Below are 17,429 nucleotides of genomic sequence, written 5' to 3'. Positions count from 1 at the left end.
GTGTCATTTGGTAACAAGCGAAGATATTCGCGCATAGCCCTGTCGTGGCGGCCATTTCCCCCGAATTTCAGGCAATAAAAAACCCCGCAACCAGTGCGGGGTTTTCGGCGTTGCCTGACCTGAGTATTACTTGGTCTTCTTGGCAGCAGCAGTTGCAGCCTTGGTTGCCGTGGCGATGTTGGCCTGGGCAGCTTCAGCGAATTGCTTGGCAACCGAATTCATGTTGCCGAAAGCCGAGTTGGCAGCAGCAATGGCGTTCTGGATGGCGGCAACAGCACCTTCGGAACCAGCCGGGGCAGACTTGGCAGCCATTTCCAGCATGCCGGCAACCGACTTCTGGAAGTCGCCGAACTGGGCTTCAACCATCTTGGCCAGTTCTTGCTGGGTCTGGGAGGTGATTTCGTAAACCGAGCGGGTGTAGGCAACAGCCTTTTCAACAGCCGGTTGGGCCAGGGCGGTTTGAGCGGCCAGGGCTTCCTTCGGATCCTTGGCACCCATCACGGCCTTGACGCCGGAAACGGTGTCTTCCAGGGAAGCGCGGGCGGTGTTCAGGTTCAGGGCAGCGATGCGTTCGGCAGAAGCCAGGGCGGTGTTGGCAACCGACAGCAGGGAGTCAACGGTAGCTTTGTTGGCGGCGGCGAATTGTTCGGTATTGATGGACATGTATGTCTCCAGAGTTTGAGTGTCGATGTGTTCGCGTTCAGTATAACGCACTAAATTTCAAAATGGTGCACTGCAACAAAATGTTTTTGCTGATGAAGATCGCATTGCCTTTTTGCCAGTTTGCTGCATCGACGGTGATCAATTCATTTTTGCCAAACGCGGCATGCGTTTGCTCAAAACTTGGGCAATGACGAAAACGGATATTACGATCAAATATCGGTTTGGTGTTGGCTTATTCGGCGAACGCACCGGACAGGGCCGCGATCATGTAGTGATGGTCGAGCACGCCGGCACTTTCGCGGATGCTGTGCATGGCCCACATCGGCGCGCCGACATCGACACTGGCAATGCCGAGCCGGGCGGCGACGATCGGGCCGATCGTGCTGCCGCAGCCGAGATCGGTGCGGTGCGCGTACTGCTGGCAAGGCACGCCGGCTTTGGCGCAGATCGCCATGAAGCGCGCCGCGCTGTTGCTGTCCGTGCTGTAACGCTGGTTGGCATTGCTTTTGATCACCGGGCCGGCGTTGACCGTCACGCGATGGCAGGGCTCGTAGGCGGCAGGGAAATTCGGGTGCCAGGCATGCGCCATGTCGGCGCTGATGAAGAAGCTGCGCGCCAGCATGCGGCGCTGATCCTCGGCATCTAGCCTGGCCTGGCCGGCAAGGCGGGCCAGTACATCCTGCACGAAACTGCCGCCGGCACCGGCGGCGCTTTCGCTGCCGACTTCCTCGTGATCGAAAAAGGCGCACAGACAGGTGGCGGCCGGGGCTGGCGTGGCGAGCAGGGCACTCAGCGCGGCATGGCAGGAAGCCAGGTTGTCGAGCTGGCTGTTGGCGATGAATTCACGGTCGACGCCCCACAAACTGCCTTTTTGCGTGTCGTAGGCGTTCAGTTCCCAGGTCAGCAGATCGTCCGGGGCAACACCGAGGGCGGCTGCGATCGGCGCCCGGAAACGTGCCTCGGCCTTGCTGCCGTCTGCCGAGACGCCGAGCAGCAGGGGCAGTTCGGTCTGCTTGTTGAATTTGAGGCCGCTTTCGTTGACCTCGCGGTTCATGTGGATGGCGAGATTGGGCAGGCGCAGCAGCGGCGTGTCGAAGCGCACCAGGCGGCTGACGTGGCCGCTGCCGCTGCGCACATTGACGCGGCCGGCCAGCGACAGGTCGCGGTCGGCGAAGGTGGCGAGGATCGGCCCGCCATAGACTTCGACGCCGAGGCGCACCATGCCGGCGGCGTCTTCGGCCGGTTTCGGCTTGAGGCGCAGGCCGGGCGAGTCGGTGTGCGCGCCGATCAGGCGCAGGCCGCTGTCGGCGAGTGGCTGGCTGCCGACGGCGAAGGCGATGATCGAGGAGCCGCCACGCACGACGTAATACTTGCCGCCGCTTTCAAGCGCCCAGCGGTCGACCTCTTCCAGACGGCAAAAACCGGCGGCCTGCAGGCGGTTTGCGCAAGTCTGCACGGCATGCCACGGACTCGGGCTGGCATCGATGAAATCGAGCAGGTCCTGGGCTTGCGCGTACTGGGCGGCGGTGATCTTCATGCGTTGTTTTCTCCGGTGTTGGCGCATTCGGCGATGACGATCGCGGCGATGGCCGGGTCGTAGAGCTGGGCGATGTGGCCGCTCGGTGGCAGTTCGACGTCACGGGCGCCGGGCAGTTTCTGCAGGTCCTGCGGCATGACGAAATTGTCGTAGGGATTGCGCAGGCTGACGCAGGGAACGCCCGGCTTTTCGCCGGCCATGTCGGTCAGCCACAGCGAGCCGGGTTCCATCTCGCGCGCGTTGTGGCCGATGCCGAAGCGGGCCAGTGCCGTGCCCTGATGCGGCGTGGACAGCGTGATCAGCTTGCCGACCCGGCTGCCGCCATGGCGCGCCAGGTAACAGCGGCAGACCAGGCCGCCCATGCTGTGCGCGATCAGCGTTACACGCCTGGCACCGGTGGCGGCACAGACCTCTTCGATGCGCTGCTTGAGTTGCGGTTCGAGTTTGCCCAGGTTGGCGACCGGCGGCGTCAGGCTGACCGTGGCGACGACATGGCCGGCGGCTTCGAGGCGGCGGCGCAGGCTGCTCCAGGCGCCACGGCTGCAGCCGTAACCGTGTACCAGCACGATCGGCCGGGCACAGGGACGCAGGCGGTCGGCCGGCATCCACAGGCGTTCGAAGGGCAGGGTCAGGATGAACAGGCGCAGGAAGGCGAGGTATTCGACGGCTATCATCCTGAGCATCGCCTTGCTGCTCATCGGCTTGGCCGGCGAGCCGAGAATGATCGCAAAGACCCAGGTCGTCGTGTTGATGCCGGCGCGCAGGCCGAGCAGGCAACCGATGGCACCGGCGAGGGCGAGCGGCCAGTCGGCATGCAGACCGAGGCGGCCGATCGCCAGATAGGTACCGATTTCAATGACCAGCCAGAACAGCAGGGCGAGCGGCACCATGCTCAGGCGGTCGCTTCGGGCTTCGGCAACCAGATGCAGGCGCCCTTGGATTCCTTGTCGATGCCGGCCAGCACGCGTTCGTGTTCGGCAATTTCCTCGGCGGCGGCACGGCGTACGATGAGTGGCTTCCTTTGCCGGACCAGGCCGTCGGCGCCCAGTTGCGGGCGAACTTCGGCATCCGGTTCGATCATCAGGCTGTTCTGGCCGCGCGTCATGGCCAGGAAGACGTCGGCCAGTAGTTCCGTATCGAGCAGGGCGCCGTGCAGGGTACGGCCGGAGTTGTCGATCTCGTAGCGTTCGCACAGCGCGTCGAGGCTGTTGCGCTTGCCCGGGTGCAGGTCCTTGGCCATGCGCAGGGTGTCGATGACGCCGCTGCAGATGGTTTCGACCGGCACGCGGTCGAGGCGGCGCAGCTCGGCATTGAGGAAGCCGATGTCGAAGGGCGCGTTGTGGATGATCAGCTCGGCGCCGTTGATGAAGTCGAGGAACTCGTCGGCGATGTCGGCGAATTTCGGCTTGTCGGCCAAAAACTCGAGCGAAATGCCGTGCACCGCTTGGGCGCCTTCGTCGATGGCGCGTTCCGGGTTGGTGTATTTGTGCAGATGGCGGCCGGTCAGGCGGCGATTCACCATTTCGATGCAGGCAACTTCGATGATGCGGTGGCCCGAGCGTGGGTCGAGGCCGGTGGTTTCGGTGTCGAGAACGATCTGTCGCATGTTCAGCCCTTCAATTCTTCAATGCCGCGATTGGCCAGGGCGTCGGCCCTTTCGTTTTCCGGGTGGCCGGCATGGCCCTTGACCCAGACCCACTCCAGCTTGTGCTGTTTGACCTGGGCGTCGAGCTGCTGCCAGAGGTCGGCGTTCTTCACCGGCTTCTTGTCGGAAGTTTTCCAGCCATTGCGTTTCCAGCCGTGGATCCACTCGTTGATGCCCTTCAGCACGTATTGCGAGTCGGTGTAGATCCTGCCGTCGACCGGGCGCTTCAGGGCTTCCAGGGCGCGGATCGCGGCGGTCAGTTCCATGCGGTTGTTGGTGGTTTCCTTTTCGCCGCCCCACAGCTCCTTCTCGTGCGGACCCTGGCGCAGGATGGCGCCCCAGCCGCCGGGGCCGGGATTGCCCTTGCAGGCGCCGTCGGTATAAATCTCTATGCTTGCTTCGCTACTCATTGTCTTTCCTTGTTGCATCCTTTTTGCGCGATCGGGCGCAGAGCCTTGGCGCGCACCATCTTTTTCCGCCAGTTCGGGGTGATCAGGCGCATGCCGTGCACGCGCTTGATGGCGCGCAGCATGTAAACCCCGCCGGAAAAGTTCCACCAGCGCTGGCCGGCCTTTTCCATGAAATCGAGCCGGCGCAGCCATTGTTGTTGTTCGAGCGGCGGCACGTAGCAGCCGAAGCTGCCGCGGTCGACCTCGAAGCCGAGCAGTTTCAGCCAGTCCTTGAGACGGGCCGCCGCGAGATAGCTGCCGTTCCACGGGAAGTCGCCGTGCCGCTTGAGGTAGCGCTTGACGCCCCAGAGCGAGAGCGGGTTGAAGCCGGTGATGATGACCTGACCCTCGGGAATCAGGACGCGTTCGATCTCGCGCAGGATCTGGTGCGGATCTTCGCTGAACTCGAGGACGTGCGGCAGCAGCACGAGATCCAGGCTTTGCGCGGCAAAGGGCAGGGCGGTGTGATCGCAGACGACATCAACCCCGGCGCAGGGGCCGGCGGTCTGGCGCAGGGCGATGCGGTTGCTGCGCAGGAAGTCGAATTGCGGCAGGCCGATCTGCAGCGCGTTGAAACCGAAAACGTCGGCAACCGCGGCATCGAACCTGGCCTGTTCCCAGTCCAGCACGTAGCGGCCCTGGGCGGAATCGAGCCAGCGCCGCAGATCGGGATTTGACATCCGGTCTGGCTGACTCGATAGTTCCGGCATGTTCTCGATATCTCTCATTCCCGCATTCAAGGATAACTACATCTGGCTGCTGACCTGCGGGCAGCGTGCCGCAGTTGTCGACCCGGGCGATGCCGCCCCGGTCTTGGCCCGGCTCGAAGCCGACGGTCTGACACTGGAAGCGATCCTGATCACCCATCACCATGCCGACCATCAGGGCGGTGTCGCCGCCCTCGTCGAGCGCTGGCAGCCCACGGTTTTTGCACCCGCCAGCGAGTCTATCACAGGCTGCAACCGGCCCCTGAGCGGTGGCGAAAGCATCGAAGTTCTCGGGCAGGCGGTCGATGTGCTGGCCGTGCCCGGGCATACGCTGGGCCATCTCGCCTACCATGTGCCGGGCGCCTTGTTCTGCGGCGACACGCTGTTCGGGGCCGGTTGCGGCCGTTTGTTCGAAGGCACGCCGGCCCAGATGGCGGCGTCGCTCGAGCGCATTGCAGCCTTGCCCGATAAAACGCTGATTTACTGCGCGCACGAATATACGGAAGCCAATCTGCGCTTTGCGCTGGCCGTCGAGCCGGAAAATCCGGCTGTGCAGGCGCGGGTTGCAAAAGTCGCCGCCTTGCGCGCCGCCGGCTTGTCCAGCGTGCCATCGACGCTGGCCGAAGAGAAGGCGAGCAATCCCTTCCTGCGCTGCAGCGAGCCGACGGTCGTTGCCGCCGGACTGCGGCACGCGGCGGCCAAGGGTTTTTCTGCTTCCGGAGCGGTCGACCGTTCAAAAACGGCAATTTTCGCGGCCATCCGCGACTGGCGAAACGGCTTTTAGACCAGCTTGCCGGACGGGGCGTGCAGGCTTCCGTCGACCAGTTCGATAATCCGGTCGCAGCGCGCCGCCAGTCGCGGATCGTGCGTGACGATCAGGAAGGTGGTGCGGGCGGCCTGGTTGATCTCGCGCATCAATGCAAAGACGCCGTCCGCCGAATGGGTGTCGAGATTGCCGGTCGGCTCGTCGGCAAGGACGAGGGCCGGTTGCATGACCAGGGCGCGGGCGATGGCGACGCGTTGTTGCTGGCCGCCGGAAAGCCGGTTGGCCAGCTTGTCCATGTGTTCGCCGAGGCCGACCTGTTCGAGCAGCGCACTGGCGCGCCGGCGCATATCGTCATCGGGCCGGCCGCGTTCGATGAGCAGGGGCATCATCACGTTTTCGCGGGCAGTGAACGCCGGAATCAGCAGGTGATGCTGGAAGACGAAGCCGATGCGCCGTCCGCGCAGGCGGGTCAGCGCGGCGTCGTCGAGTTCGCCGGTGGCCTGGCCGTCGATGGCCAGCCGGCCGCTGCTCGGCCGGTCGAGCAGGCCGATCAGGTTGAGCAGGGTGCTTTTGCCGGAGCCGGACGGGCCGATCAGTGCGGCGAACTCGCCCTCCTGCAGTTGCAGGTCGATGCCGTGCAGGACTTCGACTTCGAGCGGCGTGCCGGCGGCGTAGGATTTCCGGACGGCGCGCAGGTCGAGAACGGGGGCGCGCTCAGCCACGGATCGCCACCACCGGATCGAGGCCGGCCGCGCGGCGGGCCGGGATGAAGGCGGCCAGGATGCCGACTGCCGTGGCGCCGGCTGCGGCAATCAGCACCAGTGCCGGTTCGACCGTGATCACGAAGAGCGGCGTACCGTCCGGGTTGCGCGCCAGGCTTTGCCAGAGCGCGAGAAACAGCCAGGCGAGGGCGGAACCGAGCAGCGAGCCGCACAGGCCGACGATGCCGCCCTGGAGCAGGAAGGTACGCAGCAACTGACCGCGCGTCGCGCCCATGGCGCGCAGGATGCCGATCTCGCGGGCGCGCTGGACGACCGAGACGACCAGCACGCTGGCAATGCCGAAGGCGACGGAGAGGCCGACGAAGAAGCGGATGACGTTACTCGAGATTTTCTGCGAGCTGAGGGCGGTGAAGAACTGGGCATTGGTCTTGATCCAGCTGTCGGCCTGCAGTCCGCTTTCGGCCTGCAGGCGGCGGGCAAGATCCTCCGCCCCGTACAGGTCGTGCAGGGCAAGATCGATGCTGGAGACGCCGCCGACCAGGTCGAGCAGGGTTTGCGCCGTACGCAGTCCGACATAGACGTTGCGCGCATTGACCCCCTTGTTGCCGAGGTCGAACAGGCCGGTGATGGTCAGGGTGTCGGTTGCGCCATTGCCGCTGTTGATGCGTAATTTGTCGCCGACGGCGGCGCCGAGGTCGCGCGCCAGTTCGATGCCGATCACCGCTTCGCCGGCATTGAGGCGCAATTTTCCGGAGACGATGCGCTCGCCAAGGGTGATGACGCGCGTGTAGTTTTCAGGCTCGATGCCGAGCAGGGTGACCGATTTGTTGGCATCGCCGCGTACCGCAAAGGCCGGACCGGAAGCGATCGGCGAGACGGCGGCAATTTCGGGCAGGCGGTTCAGGCGGTCGCGCAATTTTTGCCACTGGTCGATGGAACGCAGGCGTTGCGCCTGCTTCTGGAGCAGCGGGCCGAACCCGCTATCGCCGCTGTTGCGTTGCGGGCGGGCGATTTCCTCGGGCGGGAGCAGGACGACGTGGGCTTGCGAGCTCAGGGTGCGCCGCACCAGGTTGGATTGCAGCCCGGACAGCAGGGCCGACATGAAAACGATGACCGAAACGCCGACCCCGACGCCGACGATGATCAGCAGGCTTTGCATGCGTCCTTCCCGCAGGAAGCGGGTTGCGGCGATCCATTCGAAAGGCAGCCAGGGATGCATCGCGCCTAGCCGTTGGCCGCACGGACGCGGCTGCCATCGCGGACGGCGCTCTGGCCGCCGACGATCTGCTCGCCGGCCGCGAGGCCGCGGCGGATTTCGACGCGGCCATCGCTGCGCGCGCCCAGTTCGATCGCCTGGCGCCGGGCAATGCCCTCGCGTACGACGAGAACCCAGGGCTGCGCACTGTCGGCATCGCGTACCGCGGCGAGGGGAATGACGAGTGCATCGACCCGGCGGGCGGTTTCGATGTCGATCGAAACGGTCATTTCCTGGCGCAGGTAATCCGGCGGCTCGGGAACGAGCAGGCGAATCTCGACCGAGCCGCGCAAGGGGTCGATGGCCGGGCTGATGAAGTTGATCTCGCCGGCGAAATGCCGGTCGGGATAGGCATCCGCCGAGGCCAGGGCTTTCTGGCCGGTTTTGAGCAGGCCGAGATTTTTTTCGTCGATCTGGGCAATCAGTTCGGTGGTGCCGGCCGGCGCCAGCGTGAGCAACGTCTTGCCCGGCTGGGCCGTGTCGCCGGGCTCGACATGGCGGGTCAGGATGGTGCCGGCACGGGGCGCGACGATCCTGGCGTAGTCCAGGCGCGAACGGGCCAGGGCGAGGCCGGCGCGGGCCTGGGCAACGGCGGCCTCGGCCAGGCGGTAATCGCTGCCGCCGCTCTGGTTGCTTTGCGCCTGTAACTGGGCGCTTTGCCACTGGGCATCGGCGACATCGAGATTGCGTCGGGCATCGTCAAGCTGGGTGGGGCTGTAAAAGCCGCGCGCGGCGAGGTCGCGGGTCCGTTCGAAATGGCGGCGGGCCTGGGCCAGATTGGCTTCCGCCTGGCGCAAGGCCTGGCCGGCCAGCGGCTGGGCCAGTTGACGCATCTGTTCGAGACGGGTCGTGCTCTGCGTCAGTCCGGCCTGGGCCTGATCTGCGGCGGCTTGCAATTCGGCGGCCTCGAGTTGCAGCAGGAGGTCGCCGGCCGCCACGCTTTGGCCTTCGCGAACCGCGATCTTGAGAATGCGTCCGCTGACCTGGCTGCCCAGTTCCATGCGTTGCGGCGAGCGGACCTTGCCGCTGGCAACCACGGATTGAACCAGCTCGCCGCGGTCGACCGTGATCAGGACGGCTTTTTCACCCAACAGGGACGGGATCAGCGCCAGGCCGGCGACGAGCAACAGCAAGGCTCCGGCCAGCAGGCGGGTGCGAAGCGAAGGACGACCGGGTGTTCCTGATTGTGACATGGGCGGGCGCTGTTTTTGCCGAAGGAGAGGCGGCGAATCTTAGCCCAGCGGCCAAGGAATAGCTATATAATTAAACTCTAATATTCGTTATCCTTGCCCGGGATTTTCCGGGCAGGGACAAGAATGCTTTTCGGAGATATCTCGTGCTCAAGATCTTGTCAGTAATTTCCAAGAACTTCATTTTTGCCATACCGGTCATGCTCTTGCTTGGCTTTGCCTACGGTTTGCTGGCGCCGACCGCCTGGTTGAAGAGCCTGATCATCCCGCTGACTTTCCTGATGGTCTATCCGATGATGGTCAGCCTGAAACTGGCCAAAGTGCTCGAAGGTGGCGATGGCAAGGCGCAAATACTGAGTCAGTTGATCAATTTCGGCATCATCCCTTTCATTGCCTACGGGATCGGCCGTTTCTTCTTTCCCGGTCAGCCGTATTACGCGGTCGGCCTGTTGCTTGCCGCGCTGCTGCCGACCAGTGGCATGACCATCTCCTGGACCGGTTTTGCCGGCGGCAATCTCGGCGCCGCGGTCAAGATGACCGTGCTCGGCCTGATTCTCGGTTCGCTCGCCACGCCGTTCTACGTGCAATGGCTGATCGGTGCCGAGGTGCCCGTCGATCTGCTCGCGGTGTTCCGGCAGATCGTGGTCATCGTTTTCCTGCCGATGATCGCCGGTCATCTGACGCAGGGCTATCTGATCAAAAAGCACGGCCAGAAGGCGTTTCAGAGTGAATGGGCGCCGCGCTTTCCGCCCTTTTCGACACTCGGCGTACTCGGCATCGTCTTTGTCGCCATCGCGCTCAAGGCCGAGGAACTGGCGGCCCGGCCCGAGGAGTTGCTCAATCTGATCCTGCCCTTGCTGCTGCTTTACCTTGTCAATTACGCCCTGAGCACCTTGATCGCCCGCCTGATGCTGCCGCGCGGTGATGCCATTGCGCTGGTTTACGGGACGGTGATGCGCAATCTTTCCATCGCTCTGGCCCTGGCCATGAATGCCTTCGGCGCCGGTAGCTCGGATGCGGCGCTGGTCATCACGCTGGCCTATATCATTCAAGTCCAGTCGGCCGCCTGGTATGTCAGATTGACCGATCGCATCTTCGGCAAAAAGCTGGCCCAGGCCTGATGCTAACCGGGCTGGCTGCCGCTTCCGGGAGCGGCACTTGCCGATCTGGGCGAAGATAAAAAAAACCCCGCTACGCATGGCGTAGCGGGGGAAAGCCAGAGGCGGGTGGTTAGCAGTTGCGCAGGGCGCGCGTCCAGGCTTCCATGGCCTGGTTGGCCGGTTGCATCGGCGCTTCCATGAAGCTGACGACGAACTTGTCGCCCATGTCGGCAATGCCGATCGAGCGCGGCCGGACAGCGAGCATTTGCGGTGTCGGGATGGCGAAGCCGAAGCAGAAGATGATGTCGACGGCGGCGCTCAGGCCGGCCACGATGTCGCCACCGATTTTGCTGGTGTGGGCGTAATGGTCGAAGACGCCGATGAATTGCACCTTCGGGTTTTCGGCAATTTTGCCTTTGTAGTAGTCGACCAGGGCGTCAACGGTCTGATAGGTGGTTTCCGTCTTGGCAATTTCGGCAACGAAGATCGGGTATTTTTCCTGTAGCAGGGTCTGTTTCATTGGGTGTCGGCCATGTGAATGGTTTAGTAGGAAATGCTTATATTAACAGGGGTGCTCGGGCCGGCATGCTCGAAAGCGCTGTCAGCAAATTTTGGCGGCCCGAATATCGCGGGATTGTTCGACAGGCCGTAGCCTTCTTTGGGGAACATGCCGAGGCGGAGATTGAGCTTGCCGTCGGCATTTTCGTCGTGATAGGCCATGATGGCGTAGCGGCCGGGCGGGACGCCATTGAAGACGAGCCGGGCCGCGCCCTTGACGGATGGCACGGCGATCACCTGAAGCGCCTTGTCTTCCTTGCGGAAGGTCTCGGCTTCGCGATACAGCGAGGCGCGCAACATGCCGCTGTCGTCGCGGATGTTTTTCAGGTTGACCACGATGCTGCCTTCTTCCGCCGAGGCGAGGCCCGAACTCATCAGGGCGAGCAGCAGAAGTGCCGGGCGGATTGCTTTCATGCGCGAGTGATTAGTGTGAGTGTCCATGCCTGTGTCCATGACCGTGTTCGGAGCAGTGATGTTCCCGGTCCACCGGGAGAAGGTCAAGATTGTTGCTGAGGAAGGCGTTGACCGCCTGGTCGGGGTCTTCTTCCATGGTGATGACCGGCTGGATGCCGCTCTGTTTGAGGCGTTGGTGCAGACCGGCGCCCATGCTGGCGGAGATCAGCACATTGACCTTGGTCAGGGCTTCGGCAAGCTGGTGCTGGCTGGCATGAAAACTCTGCTCCATGGGCAGTTCGACCAATTGCTTGCCGGTGACGCGGCCTTCCTGGATGTCGTATATCCAGAACTTGCGGCATTTGCCGGCATGTTGCGTAATGGTCTTGCGGTTTTGACTGGTAACGGCGATTTGCATGATTTTTCCTGTTTTTGCGGGGTTAACCGATACGGCCGAGCAGGTTCAGGCGCCACAAGGCGAGGCTGAGGGCGAGGCCGCAGGCGAGGGTGGAGAGCAGCAGGCGGGGTAGCCAATGGCGGGGAATGAAGCCGACCCCGCGTACGAAGCCGGCACTCATGCTCCAGAAAATGAGCATGGCCAGCAGATGGTCGGCCCGTCCCTGGCGGTCGGTGGCGATGCCCGGCAGGATGGTCATGACGACGAGCAGGACGAGGCCGATGCCGAGCGGCAGGATCGCCAGCCCGGCCGTTTCCGGCGGTCTTTTTTCAGCGCTCGCGTGCATCGCGGTCGCCGCGCAGGGAAAGCAGGCGGGCATCCTCGTTGTCGCCCCACAGGGCGTTGAGAATGGCGAGCAGTACGGCAAAGCCGATACCGAGCATCCAGGTGAAGTACCACATGTTCAATCTCCGGTTTGGGTTTGGCGATCAGGCCGCTTCATCGCTGCCGATGATCAGGCGGCTGTCGCTCAGGTAGCGATGGGGCGGAATTTCGAGGTTGGTCGGGGCCGGTTTGTTCTTGAAGACGCGACCGGCGAAGTCGAAGGTCGAGCCGTGACAGGGACAGAGGAAGCCGCCCGGCCAGTCGGCGCCGAGGGCTGCGTCGCCGGCGTCGAAAGCTTTCGACGGTGAGCAGCCGAGGTGGGTGCAGATGCCGATGGCGACCAGCAGCTCGGGCTTGCGCGAGCGATATTCGTTGGTCGCGTAATCTGGCTGCTGCCGTTCTTCCGACGCCGGGTCGGCCAGGAAGGGCTCGGCTTTTTTCAACGCTGCAAGCATTTCCGGCGTGCGGTGCAGGATCCACACCGGCTTGCCACGCCATTCGACGATCATCATGTCGCCCGCTGCCAGTTTGTCGATTTCGACTTCGACCGGCGCTCCGGCCGCCTTGGCCCGCTCCGACGGCAGCAGACTGCTGACGAAGGGCGTCAGTGCGGTCAGCGTCAAGGCACCGCCGAGGCCGGCGGTGGCCATCAGCCACCGGCGCCGGGCCGGGCTGTCGCTGCAGCAAAACGATTCGGCCTGACCGGTGCAGGTGGGCATGGCAATCTCCTTAGTAAGCGGCATGTTCGTTTTCGCGGATATAGGCGGCGGTTACCTTGCCGGCCATCACCTTGTAAGCCCAACTGGTGTACACGATGATCAGCGGCATGAAGATCAGGGTTGCCCAGAGCATGATTTCCAGCGTCAACTGGCTGGATACGCTGTCCCAGACAGTGAGGCTGGAGCGCAGGTCGGTAGACGAGGGCATGATGAAGGGAAAGAGCGAGATGCCTGCCGTGCCAATGATGCCGACGATGGTCAGTGCCGAGGCGACGAAGGCGGCCAGCGTGCGGCCGGCGGCGGCGAGCATCATGGCACTCAGGATGCCGGCATAGGCAAGTACGGGCAGGGCGATGCTGGCCGGGTAAGCCTGGTAATTGGCCAGCCAGGCTCCGGTGGCGCGGAGCACGTTCTTGGCAAGCGGATTGGGCAGTGCCGCCGGGTCGACCGGCGAACTGATGACGTAACCTTCGATGCCCTGCCATAACCAGATGCCGGCAATCGAGAAGCCAAGCAAGAGCAGGCTGCCGAAGATCAGCATGGCCTGCCGGGCCCGTTGGTAAACCACGTCTTCGGTCCGGTGCATCAGGTAGATGGCGCCATGGAAGGTGATCATTGCCGTCGATACGACGCCGCAGAGCAAGGCGAAGGGATTGAGCAGCGCCCAGAAACTGCCGGTATAGGTCGACACCAGATGATCGTCAAAATGGAAGGGAACGCCTTGCAGCAGATTGCCGAAAGCGACGCCGAAGATCAGTGGCGGTACGGCGCCGCCGACGAACAGCCCCCAGTCCCAGGTGTTGCGCCAGGTCGGGTTGTCGATCTTGCTGCGGTAATCGAAGCCGACCGGACGGAAGAACAGCGCCCAGAGTACGGCCAGCATGGCCCAGTAGAAGCCGGAGAAGGCGGTTGCATAGACCAGCGGCCAGGCGGCGAAAATGGCGCCGCCGCCGGTGATGAACCAGACCTGGTTGCCGTCCCAGTGCGGGCCGACGGTGTTGATGACGATGCGACGCTCGACGTCGTTCTTGCCGACGAAGGGGAGCAGCGTGCCGACGCCCATGTCGTGGCCGTCCATGATGGCGAAGCCGACCAGCAATACGCCGACCAGCAGCCACCAGATGATTTTCAGGGTTGGATAATCGAACATGCTTGTTTCCTCAGGGACGGAGTTGGGGTGCGGCGTTCATTGCGGGTCCGGGACGCCGTTGATTTGCAGCAACTGGCGAAATTGGCTTCGGCTGAGCAGCGTCTGCAGGCGGTTGATGGTGGCGATCTGGGCGGTGCTGGCTGCCCGCTTGAGGGCTGCCAACTGGTCCAGGCGGGGCTCCAGTTCGGCGAGCGGGAGCTGCTTGTGGAGCAGGTCGCGGGCAATCGCCTGCTCGAGTTTTTCCGCCTGCCCGAGGCGGGAAAAAACCTGCAGCGGTGCCTCCGCCATCAGTTCGCGGACGGCCTGGCGCTGGCTGTCATCAAGGCCGAGCAAGGCGGCCTGTTCATTGGCGCTGCGCAGCATATGCGGCAGGTTGGCCGGCAGGATCAGCGCGTAGTCGATTGTTTGCGCCGGGCGGTGGGTGTCGTGCTCATCGGCCACCGCCGGGCCGAGTGGCAACAGGCCGAGGGCGATCAGGAGAAAGGTGAGACGCATGTTTCTTCCTTCAGGCGTGGGCATGTTGCGCTTCGTTGTCGTAGCGGCCGGTGCCCAGGCTGCCCGGTCCCTGGCGGGCAAAGCGGGTCATCAGGTACATCTCGACAATCAGCAGGACGGTGTAGAAGCCGACAAAACCGGCCAGCGAGCCGTAGAGATTGCCCACCGACAGCGTCGAAACCGAGAGATGGGTCGGCAGTACGCCGTAGATGGTCCAGGGTTGCCGACCGTACTCGGCAACAAACCAGCCAAGTTCGCAAGACAGCCAGGGGACCGGCAACATCCACAGTGACCAGCGCAGGAGGCCGGTTTTATCGGCAAAGTCGCCTTTGACGGACGACCACAGGGCGGCGCCGAACAGGGCCAGCATCAGGAAACCGAAACCGACCATCAGGCGGAAGCTCCAGAACATCGGGGCGACGCGCGGCACGGTGTCGGCCACGGCGCGGTCGATGATCGCCGGGGTGACCTGGGCGTAATCGGTCACGTATTTTTTCAGGAGCAGGCCGAAGCCGAGATCGCTCTTGCGGGCTTCGAATTCAGCCTTCATCTGGGCGTTGTCGGGATTCTTGCGCAGTGCATCGAGGGCGATGGCGGCGAGCCGGCCGTTGATGATCCGTTCGCGGTTCTTTTCCCGGATTTCCTTGATGCCGGGGATCTGCTTGTCGAGCGAGCGAGTGCCGATGATGCCCATGACCCAGGGGATCTCGATGGCAAAATCGTTTTTCATTTCGGCTTCGTTGGGCAGGGCGATGACGTTGAATCCGGCCGGTGCCGGTTCGGTCTCCCACATCGCTTCCATGGCAGCAAGCTTGGTTTGCTGTGCTTCGCCGACGGTGTAGCCGGACTCGTCGCCGAGCACGATGACCGAACAGATCGAGGCAAAGCCGAAGGCGGCGGCGATGCGGAAGCTCTTCTTGGCGAACTCGACGTCGCGGCCACGCAACAGGTAGAAAGCCGAAATCGAGAGCACGAACATGGCGCCCGTGACATAGCCGGCCGAGACGGTATGGACGAACTTGGCCTGGGCGTCCGGATTGAAGAGCACGGCCCAGAAATCGACCATTTCCATGCGCATCGTTACGTAGCTGAACTCGGCGCCGACCGGGTTCTGCATCCAGCCGTTGGCGATCAGGATCCACAGTGCCGAAAGATTGGTGCCGATCGCCATGAGCAGCGTAACCAGCAGATGCTGCTTGCGCGACAGGCGGTCCCAGCCGAAGAAAAAGAGGCCGATGAAAGTCGACTCGAGGAAGAAGGCCATCAGGCCTTCGATCGCCAGCGGCGCGCCGAAGACGTCGCCGACATAATGCGAGTAATAAGCCCAGTTGGTGCCGAACTGGAATTCCATGGTGATGCCGGTGGTGACGCCAAGCGCGAAATTGATGCCGAACAGCTTGCCCCAGAAGCGGGTCATGTCCTGGTAGATGGTCTTGCCGGTCATCAGATAGACCGACTCCATGATGACCAGGATCCAGGTCATGCCGATGGTGAGCGGCACGAAGAGGAAGTGGTACATCGCGGTGACGGCGAACTGCAGTCGGGAAAGATCGACGAGTTGCTCACTGAGCATTGCGGGCTCCTTGCTGGGGCGGGTTGCTGGCGGTCAGTTCATGATTGCCGAGATGGCGGGCGGCGGCCGCGCTGTCCACGGTCACCCGTGCTTCGCGGATAAAGCACCACCACAGGCCGACAATGAGAATCAGCTTGATCACTACGATGACAAGAATCTCCTTGCGCAAGCGGCGATCGCGCTGGTTCATGAACTGCCTCCACGGGTTAATATCAGCATTTACTTATCAAGACGCGTGCCAGCTCGCGATACCCGCTCCGTTGGTGTCAAGTCCATGATTAAAAAGGCCGGCCGGATGTCGGACCAAGGCTGGTTTGTCTGCCATGTGGCAGAATGGCAGTTTTGTGGCAGTATTTGTTGGCAGGGGATGGCATGGCAGACAAGCAAGCGGCGTTGAGTGAATTGATCTCCTTCCTGGAGAACCTGGCCGAGCCGCACATCCTTTGCGACCGCAATTACCGCATCGTTGCGGCCAACGAGGCCTACCGGAACAACTGGAACGACCAGCGCGAGGTTGTCGGGCGCAAGTGCTACGAGGTTTCGCACCGCTACACGGTACCTTGCGACCAGGCCGGCGAGTCCTGCCCCCTGCAGCGCAGTCTGCATTCGGGGCAGCGCGAGCGCGTGCTGCACTTGCACCATACTTCGCGCGGCGAGATGTTCGAGAACATCGAGTTGTCGCCGATTCGCGATGGCGCCGGCGAAATCGCCTATTACGTCGAGAAGCTCGAGCCTTTGCCCGGGGCGCGCAGTCTGGCGCACGCCCAGGGACTGATCGGACGCTCCGGCATGTTTCTGGGCATGATGGAACTGGTCGCCCGCGTCGCGCCCTCAGATGCCGCGGTGCTCCTGCAGGGCGAGTCCGGCACCGGCAAGGAACTGGTGGCGAACGCCATTCATCAGATCAGCCGGCGGGCGGACAAGCCGTTTGTGGCGGTCGACTGCTCCGGATTGGCCGAAACCCTGTTCGAAAGCGAGTTGTTCGGCCACGAGCGGGGGGCTTTCACCGGCGCAACCGCGCGCAAGACCGGTCTGGTCGAGGCGGCTTCGGGCGGAACCCTGTTTCTCGACGAAGTCGGCGACATTCCCTTGTCGATCCAGGTCAAATTGTTGCGCCTGCTCGAAACCGGTACCTATCGCCGGGTCGGTTCTCCGGATTTGCGCCAGGCCGAGGTCCGGATCGTTTCCGCAACCCATCGGCCGCTCGCGGAAATGGTTGCTGAAGCTTCCTTCCGCCAGGATCTCTTCTACCGCCTCAATGTCTTTCCCATCTTCCTGCCGCCATTGCGGCAACGCGGCGACGACGTCCTGCTGCTCGCCGAGGCCCTGCTCGCCCGGGTTGCCAACGGACGGACATTGAGCTTCGCAGCGGAGGCAGTCGACTGGTTGAAGGCTTACTCTTTCCCCGGCAACGTCCGGGAATTGCGCAATATTCTCGAACGCGCCTGCCTGCTTTGTGATGGTGACCAGATCCGCCTTTCACACTTGCCTTCGCTGGCGCCTGGCGCTTTTTCCGGTGCATTGGCGCAGCCGCCGCAATCGCTTCGTCAAGCCGCTCCTGATGCCGACCCGCTTGCTTTCGTTCGCCTGGTCCGCAATTTTGCCGGGAGCCGTCAGGCTCTGGCAAAACACCTGGGAATTTCGGAAAGGACGCTCTACCGACGTCTGAAGCAATGTGGCCTGGAGCCTGGTCCAGGCACTGCTGGCGGACAGGACTGAGGCCGCT

At 63.2% G+C, this 17,429-nt stretch carries 22 protein-coding genes; 3 read left to right on the top strand and 19 right to left on the bottom strand.

The features are described 5' to 3' along the window. Positions 1-126: 126 nt before the first annotated feature. From KI612_RS13080 to KI612_RS13055, 6 genes are all read right to left on the bottom strand, one after another. On the bottom strand, positions 127-663 hold the full coding sequence (locus tag KI612_RS13080) for a phasin family protein (protein ID WP_226440516.1): 537 nt from the start codon (positions 661-663) through the stop codon (positions 127-129). Positions 664-895: 232 nt separating this feature from the next. After that, positions 896-2,200, bottom strand: coding sequence for a M18 family aminopeptidase (locus KI612_RS13075; RefSeq protein ID WP_226440515.1), 1,305 nt, complete (start codon positions 2,198-2,200; stop codon positions 896-898). Next, entirely contained in the window at positions 2,197-3,090 is an 894-nt protein-coding gene (locus KI612_RS13070) for an esterase/lipase family protein (protein WP_226440514.1), read from the bottom strand. The genes KI612_RS13075 and KI612_RS13070 overlap by 4 nt, the downstream gene beginning before the upstream one ends. A gap of 2 nt (positions 3,091-3,092) precedes the next feature. Next, complete coding sequence (gene dnaQ / locus KI612_RS13065) at positions 3,093-3,806, bottom strand: DNA polymerase III subunit epsilon (protein ID WP_226440513.1); 714 nt, start codon at positions 3,804-3,806, stop codon at positions 3,093-3,095. Positions 3,807-3,808: 2 nt separating this feature from the next. Further along, positions 3,809-4,255: a ribonuclease HI gene (gene rnhA / locus KI612_RS13060; protein ID WP_226440512.1), complete on the bottom strand. Its 447-nt coding sequence runs from the start codon at positions 4,253-4,255 to the stop codon at positions 3,809-3,811. Then, a complete protein-coding gene (locus KI612_RS13055) occupies positions 4,252-4,974 on the bottom strand; it encodes a class I SAM-dependent methyltransferase (protein WP_226440511.1) in 723 nt (240 codons plus the stop codon). Before KI612_RS13055 ends, rnhA begins: the two co-directional genes overlap by 4 nt. Before the next feature lie 28 nt (positions 4,975-5,002). Between KI612_RS13055 and gloB the strand changes: the two genes are divergently transcribed. After that, the gene (gloB, locus tag KI612_RS13050; RefSeq protein WP_226440510.1) at positions 5,003-5,785 is read left to right on the top strand and encodes a hydroxyacylglutathione hydrolase; all 783 of its coding nucleotides are present in this window, start codon (positions 5,003-5,005) and stop codon (positions 5,783-5,785) included. Here the strand turns inward: gloB and KI612_RS13045 are convergent. Genes KI612_RS13045 through KI612_RS13035 form a run of 3 tightly spaced genes read right to left on the bottom strand, consistent with a single transcriptional unit; the run spans position 5,782 to position 8,937 of the window. Continuing rightward, the gene (locus KI612_RS13045; RefSeq protein WP_226440509.1) at positions 5,782-6,489 is read right to left on the bottom strand and encodes an ABC transporter ATP-binding protein; all 708 of its coding nucleotides are present in this window, start codon (positions 6,487-6,489) and stop codon (positions 5,782-5,784) included. The genes gloB and KI612_RS13045 overlap by 4 nt on opposite strands. After that, on the bottom strand, positions 6,482-7,708 hold the full coding sequence (locus KI612_RS13040) for an ABC transporter permease (protein ID WP_226440508.1): 1,227 nt from the start codon (positions 7,706-7,708) through the stop codon (positions 6,482-6,484). The genes KI612_RS13045 and KI612_RS13040 overlap by 8 nt, the downstream gene beginning before the upstream one ends. Before the next feature lie 5 nt (positions 7,709-7,713). Next, positions 7,714-8,937, bottom strand: coding sequence for an efflux RND transporter periplasmic adaptor subunit (locus KI612_RS13035; protein WP_226440507.1), 1,224 nt, complete (start codon positions 8,935-8,937; stop codon positions 7,714-7,716). 143 nt (positions 8,938-9,080) lie between these two features. Between KI612_RS13035 and KI612_RS13030 the strand changes: the two genes are divergently transcribed. Further along, positions 9,081-10,055 (top strand): arsenic resistance protein, encoded by a 975-nt coding sequence (locus KI612_RS13030; RefSeq protein ID WP_226440506.1) that lies wholly within the window; start codon positions 9,081-9,083, stop codon positions 10,053-10,055. Between the two features lie 109 nt (positions 10,056-10,164). On the opposite strand, the gene KI612_RS13025 is transcribed toward KI612_RS13030, so the two are convergent. From KI612_RS13025 to cydP, 10 genes are read right to left on the bottom strand one after another with little or no spacing between them, the layout of a single operon-like run. Beyond that, on the bottom strand, positions 10,165-10,554 hold the full coding sequence (locus KI612_RS13025; RefSeq protein WP_226440505.1) for a DUF6858 family protein: 390 nt from the start codon (positions 10,552-10,554) through the stop codon (positions 10,165-10,167). A 23-nt stretch (positions 10,555-10,577) separates the two neighbouring features. Then, positions 10,578-11,033, bottom strand: coding sequence for a DUF2141 domain-containing protein (locus KI612_RS13020; RefSeq protein WP_226440504.1), 456 nt, complete (start codon positions 11,031-11,033; stop codon positions 10,578-10,580). Continuing rightward, positions 11,017-11,403 (bottom strand): NifB/NifX family molybdenum-iron cluster-binding protein, encoded by a 387-nt coding sequence (locus KI612_RS13015; protein WP_226440503.1) that lies wholly within the window; start codon positions 11,401-11,403, stop codon positions 11,017-11,019. The genes KI612_RS13020 and KI612_RS13015 overlap by 17 nt, the downstream gene beginning before the upstream one ends. A gap of 22 nt (positions 11,404-11,425) precedes the next feature. After that, the gene (locus tag KI612_RS13010) at positions 11,426-11,728 is read right to left on the bottom strand and encodes a cyd operon YbgE family protein (protein ID WP_226440502.1); all 303 of its coding nucleotides are present in this window, start codon (positions 11,726-11,728) and stop codon (positions 11,426-11,428) included. Then, entirely contained in the window at positions 11,712-11,843 is a 132-nt protein-coding gene (cydX, locus tag KI612_RS13005; protein ID WP_226440501.1) for a cytochrome bd-I oxidase subunit CydX, read from the bottom strand. Before cydX ends, KI612_RS13010 begins: the two co-directional genes overlap by 17 nt. Before the next feature lie 27 nt (positions 11,844-11,870). Beyond that, a complete protein-coding gene (gene petA / locus KI612_RS13000; protein ID WP_226440500.1) occupies positions 11,871-12,485 on the bottom strand; it encodes a ubiquinol-cytochrome c reductase iron-sulfur subunit in 615 nt (204 codons plus the stop codon). A gap of 10 nt (positions 12,486-12,495) precedes the next feature. After that, positions 12,496-13,635 (bottom strand): cytochrome d ubiquinol oxidase subunit II, encoded by a 1,140-nt coding sequence (gene cydB / locus KI612_RS12995; RefSeq protein WP_226440499.1) that lies wholly within the window; start codon positions 13,633-13,635, stop codon positions 12,496-12,498. A gap of 36 nt (positions 13,636-13,671) precedes the next feature. Continuing rightward, positions 13,672-14,130: a hypothetical protein gene (locus KI612_RS12990; protein WP_226440498.1), complete on the bottom strand. Its 459-nt coding sequence runs from the start codon at positions 14,128-14,130 to the stop codon at positions 13,672-13,674. Positions 14,131-14,140: 10 nt separating this feature from the next. Then, the gene (locus tag KI612_RS12985) at positions 14,141-15,703 is read right to left on the bottom strand and encodes a cytochrome ubiquinol oxidase subunit I (RefSeq protein ID WP_226440497.1); all 1,563 of its coding nucleotides are present in this window, start codon (positions 15,701-15,703) and stop codon (positions 14,141-14,143) included. After that, on the bottom strand, positions 15,693-15,893 hold the full coding sequence (gene cydP / locus KI612_RS12980; protein WP_226440496.1) for a cytochrome oxidase putative small subunit CydP: 201 nt from the start codon (positions 15,891-15,893) through the stop codon (positions 15,693-15,695). The genes KI612_RS12985 and cydP overlap by 11 nt, the downstream gene beginning before the upstream one ends. Positions 15,894-16,075: 182 nt before the next feature. Here cydP and KI612_RS12975 point away from each other — a divergent pair, with 182 nt between their 5' ends. Further along, positions 16,076-17,422, top strand: coding sequence for a sigma-54 interaction domain-containing protein (locus tag KI612_RS12975; RefSeq protein ID WP_226440495.1), 1,347 nt, complete (start codon positions 16,076-16,078; stop codon positions 17,420-17,422). Positions 17,423-17,429: the final 7 nt, after the last annotated feature.

The organism is Quatrionicoccus australiensis, from assembly GCF_020510525.1.
Classification (GTDB): domain Bacteria; phylum Pseudomonadota; class Gammaproteobacteria; order Burkholderiales; family Rhodocyclaceae; genus Azonexus; species Azonexus australiensis_B.
This window is presented reverse-complemented; position numbering and strand designations above follow the sequence as displayed.

Coding starts and splice junctions, on each gene's coding strand:
- petA (WP_226440500.1), bottom strand. CDS start 12,485: ATGCCCACCTGCACCGGTCAGGCCGAATCGTTTTGCTGCAGCGACAGC.
- cydB (WP_226440499.1), bottom strand. CDS start 13,635: ATGTTCGATTATCCAACCCTGAAAATCATCTGGTGGCTGCTGGTCGGC.
- KI612_RS12975 (WP_226440495.1), top strand. CDS start 16,076: ATGGCAGACAAGCAAGCGGCGTTGAGTGAATTGATCTCCTTCCTGGAG.
- KI612_RS13040 (WP_226440508.1), bottom strand. CDS start 7,708: ATGCATCCCTGGCTGCCTTTCGAATGGATCGCCGCAACCCGCTTCCTG.
- KI612_RS13025 (WP_226440505.1), bottom strand. CDS start 10,554: ATGAAACAGACCCTGCTACAGGAAAAATACCCGATCTTCGTTGCCGAA.
- KI612_RS13070 (WP_226440514.1), bottom strand. CDS start 3,090: ATGGTGCCGCTCGCCCTGCTGTTCTGGCTGGTCATTGAAATCGGTACC.
- KI612_RS13015 (WP_226440503.1), bottom strand. CDS start 11,403: ATGCAAATCGCCGTTACCAGTCAAAACCGCAAGACCATTACGCAACAT.
- gloB (WP_226440510.1), top strand. CDS start 5,003: ATGTTCTCGATATCTCTCATTCCCGCATTCAAGGATAACTACATCTGG.
- KI612_RS13020 (WP_226440504.1), bottom strand. CDS start 11,033: ATGGACACTCACACTAATCACTCGCGCATGAAAGCAATCCGCCCGGCA.
- KI612_RS13035 (WP_226440507.1), bottom strand. CDS start 8,937: ATGTCACAATCAGGAACACCCGGTCGTCCTTCGCTTCGCACCCGCCTG.
- KI612_RS12990 (WP_226440498.1), bottom strand. CDS start 14,130: ATGCGTCTCACCTTTCTCCTGATCGCCCTCGGCCTGTTGCCACTCGGC.
- KI612_RS13010 (WP_226440502.1), bottom strand. CDS start 11,728: ATGCACGCGAGCGCTGAAAAAAGACCGCCGGAAACGGCCGGGCTGGCG.
- KI612_RS13075 (WP_226440515.1), bottom strand. CDS start 2,200: ATGAAGATCACCGCCGCCCAGTACGCGCAAGCCCAGGACCTGCTCGAT.
- rnhA (WP_226440512.1), bottom strand. CDS start 4,255: ATGAGTAGCGAAGCAAGCATAGAGATTTATACCGACGGCGCCTGCAAG.
- KI612_RS13080 (WP_226440516.1), bottom strand. CDS start 663: ATGTCCATCAATACCGAACAATTCGCCGCCGCCAACAAAGCTACCGTT.
- dnaQ (WP_226440513.1), bottom strand. CDS start 3,806: ATGCGACAGATCGTTCTCGACACCGAAACCACCGGCCTCGACCCACGC.
- cydX (WP_226440501.1), bottom strand. CDS start 11,843: ATGTGGTACTTCACCTGGATGCTCGGTATCGGCTTTGCCGTACTGCTC.
- KI612_RS12985 (WP_226440497.1), bottom strand. CDS start 15,703: ATGCTCAGTGAGCAACTCGTCGATCTTTCCCGACTGCAGTTCGCCGTC.
- KI612_RS13055 (WP_226440511.1), bottom strand. CDS start 4,974: ATGTCAAATCCCGATCTGCGGCGCTGGCTCGATTCCGCCCAGGGCCGC.
- cydP (WP_226440496.1), bottom strand. CDS start 15,893: ATGAACCAGCGCGATCGCCGCTTGCGCAAGGAGATTCTTGTCATCGTA.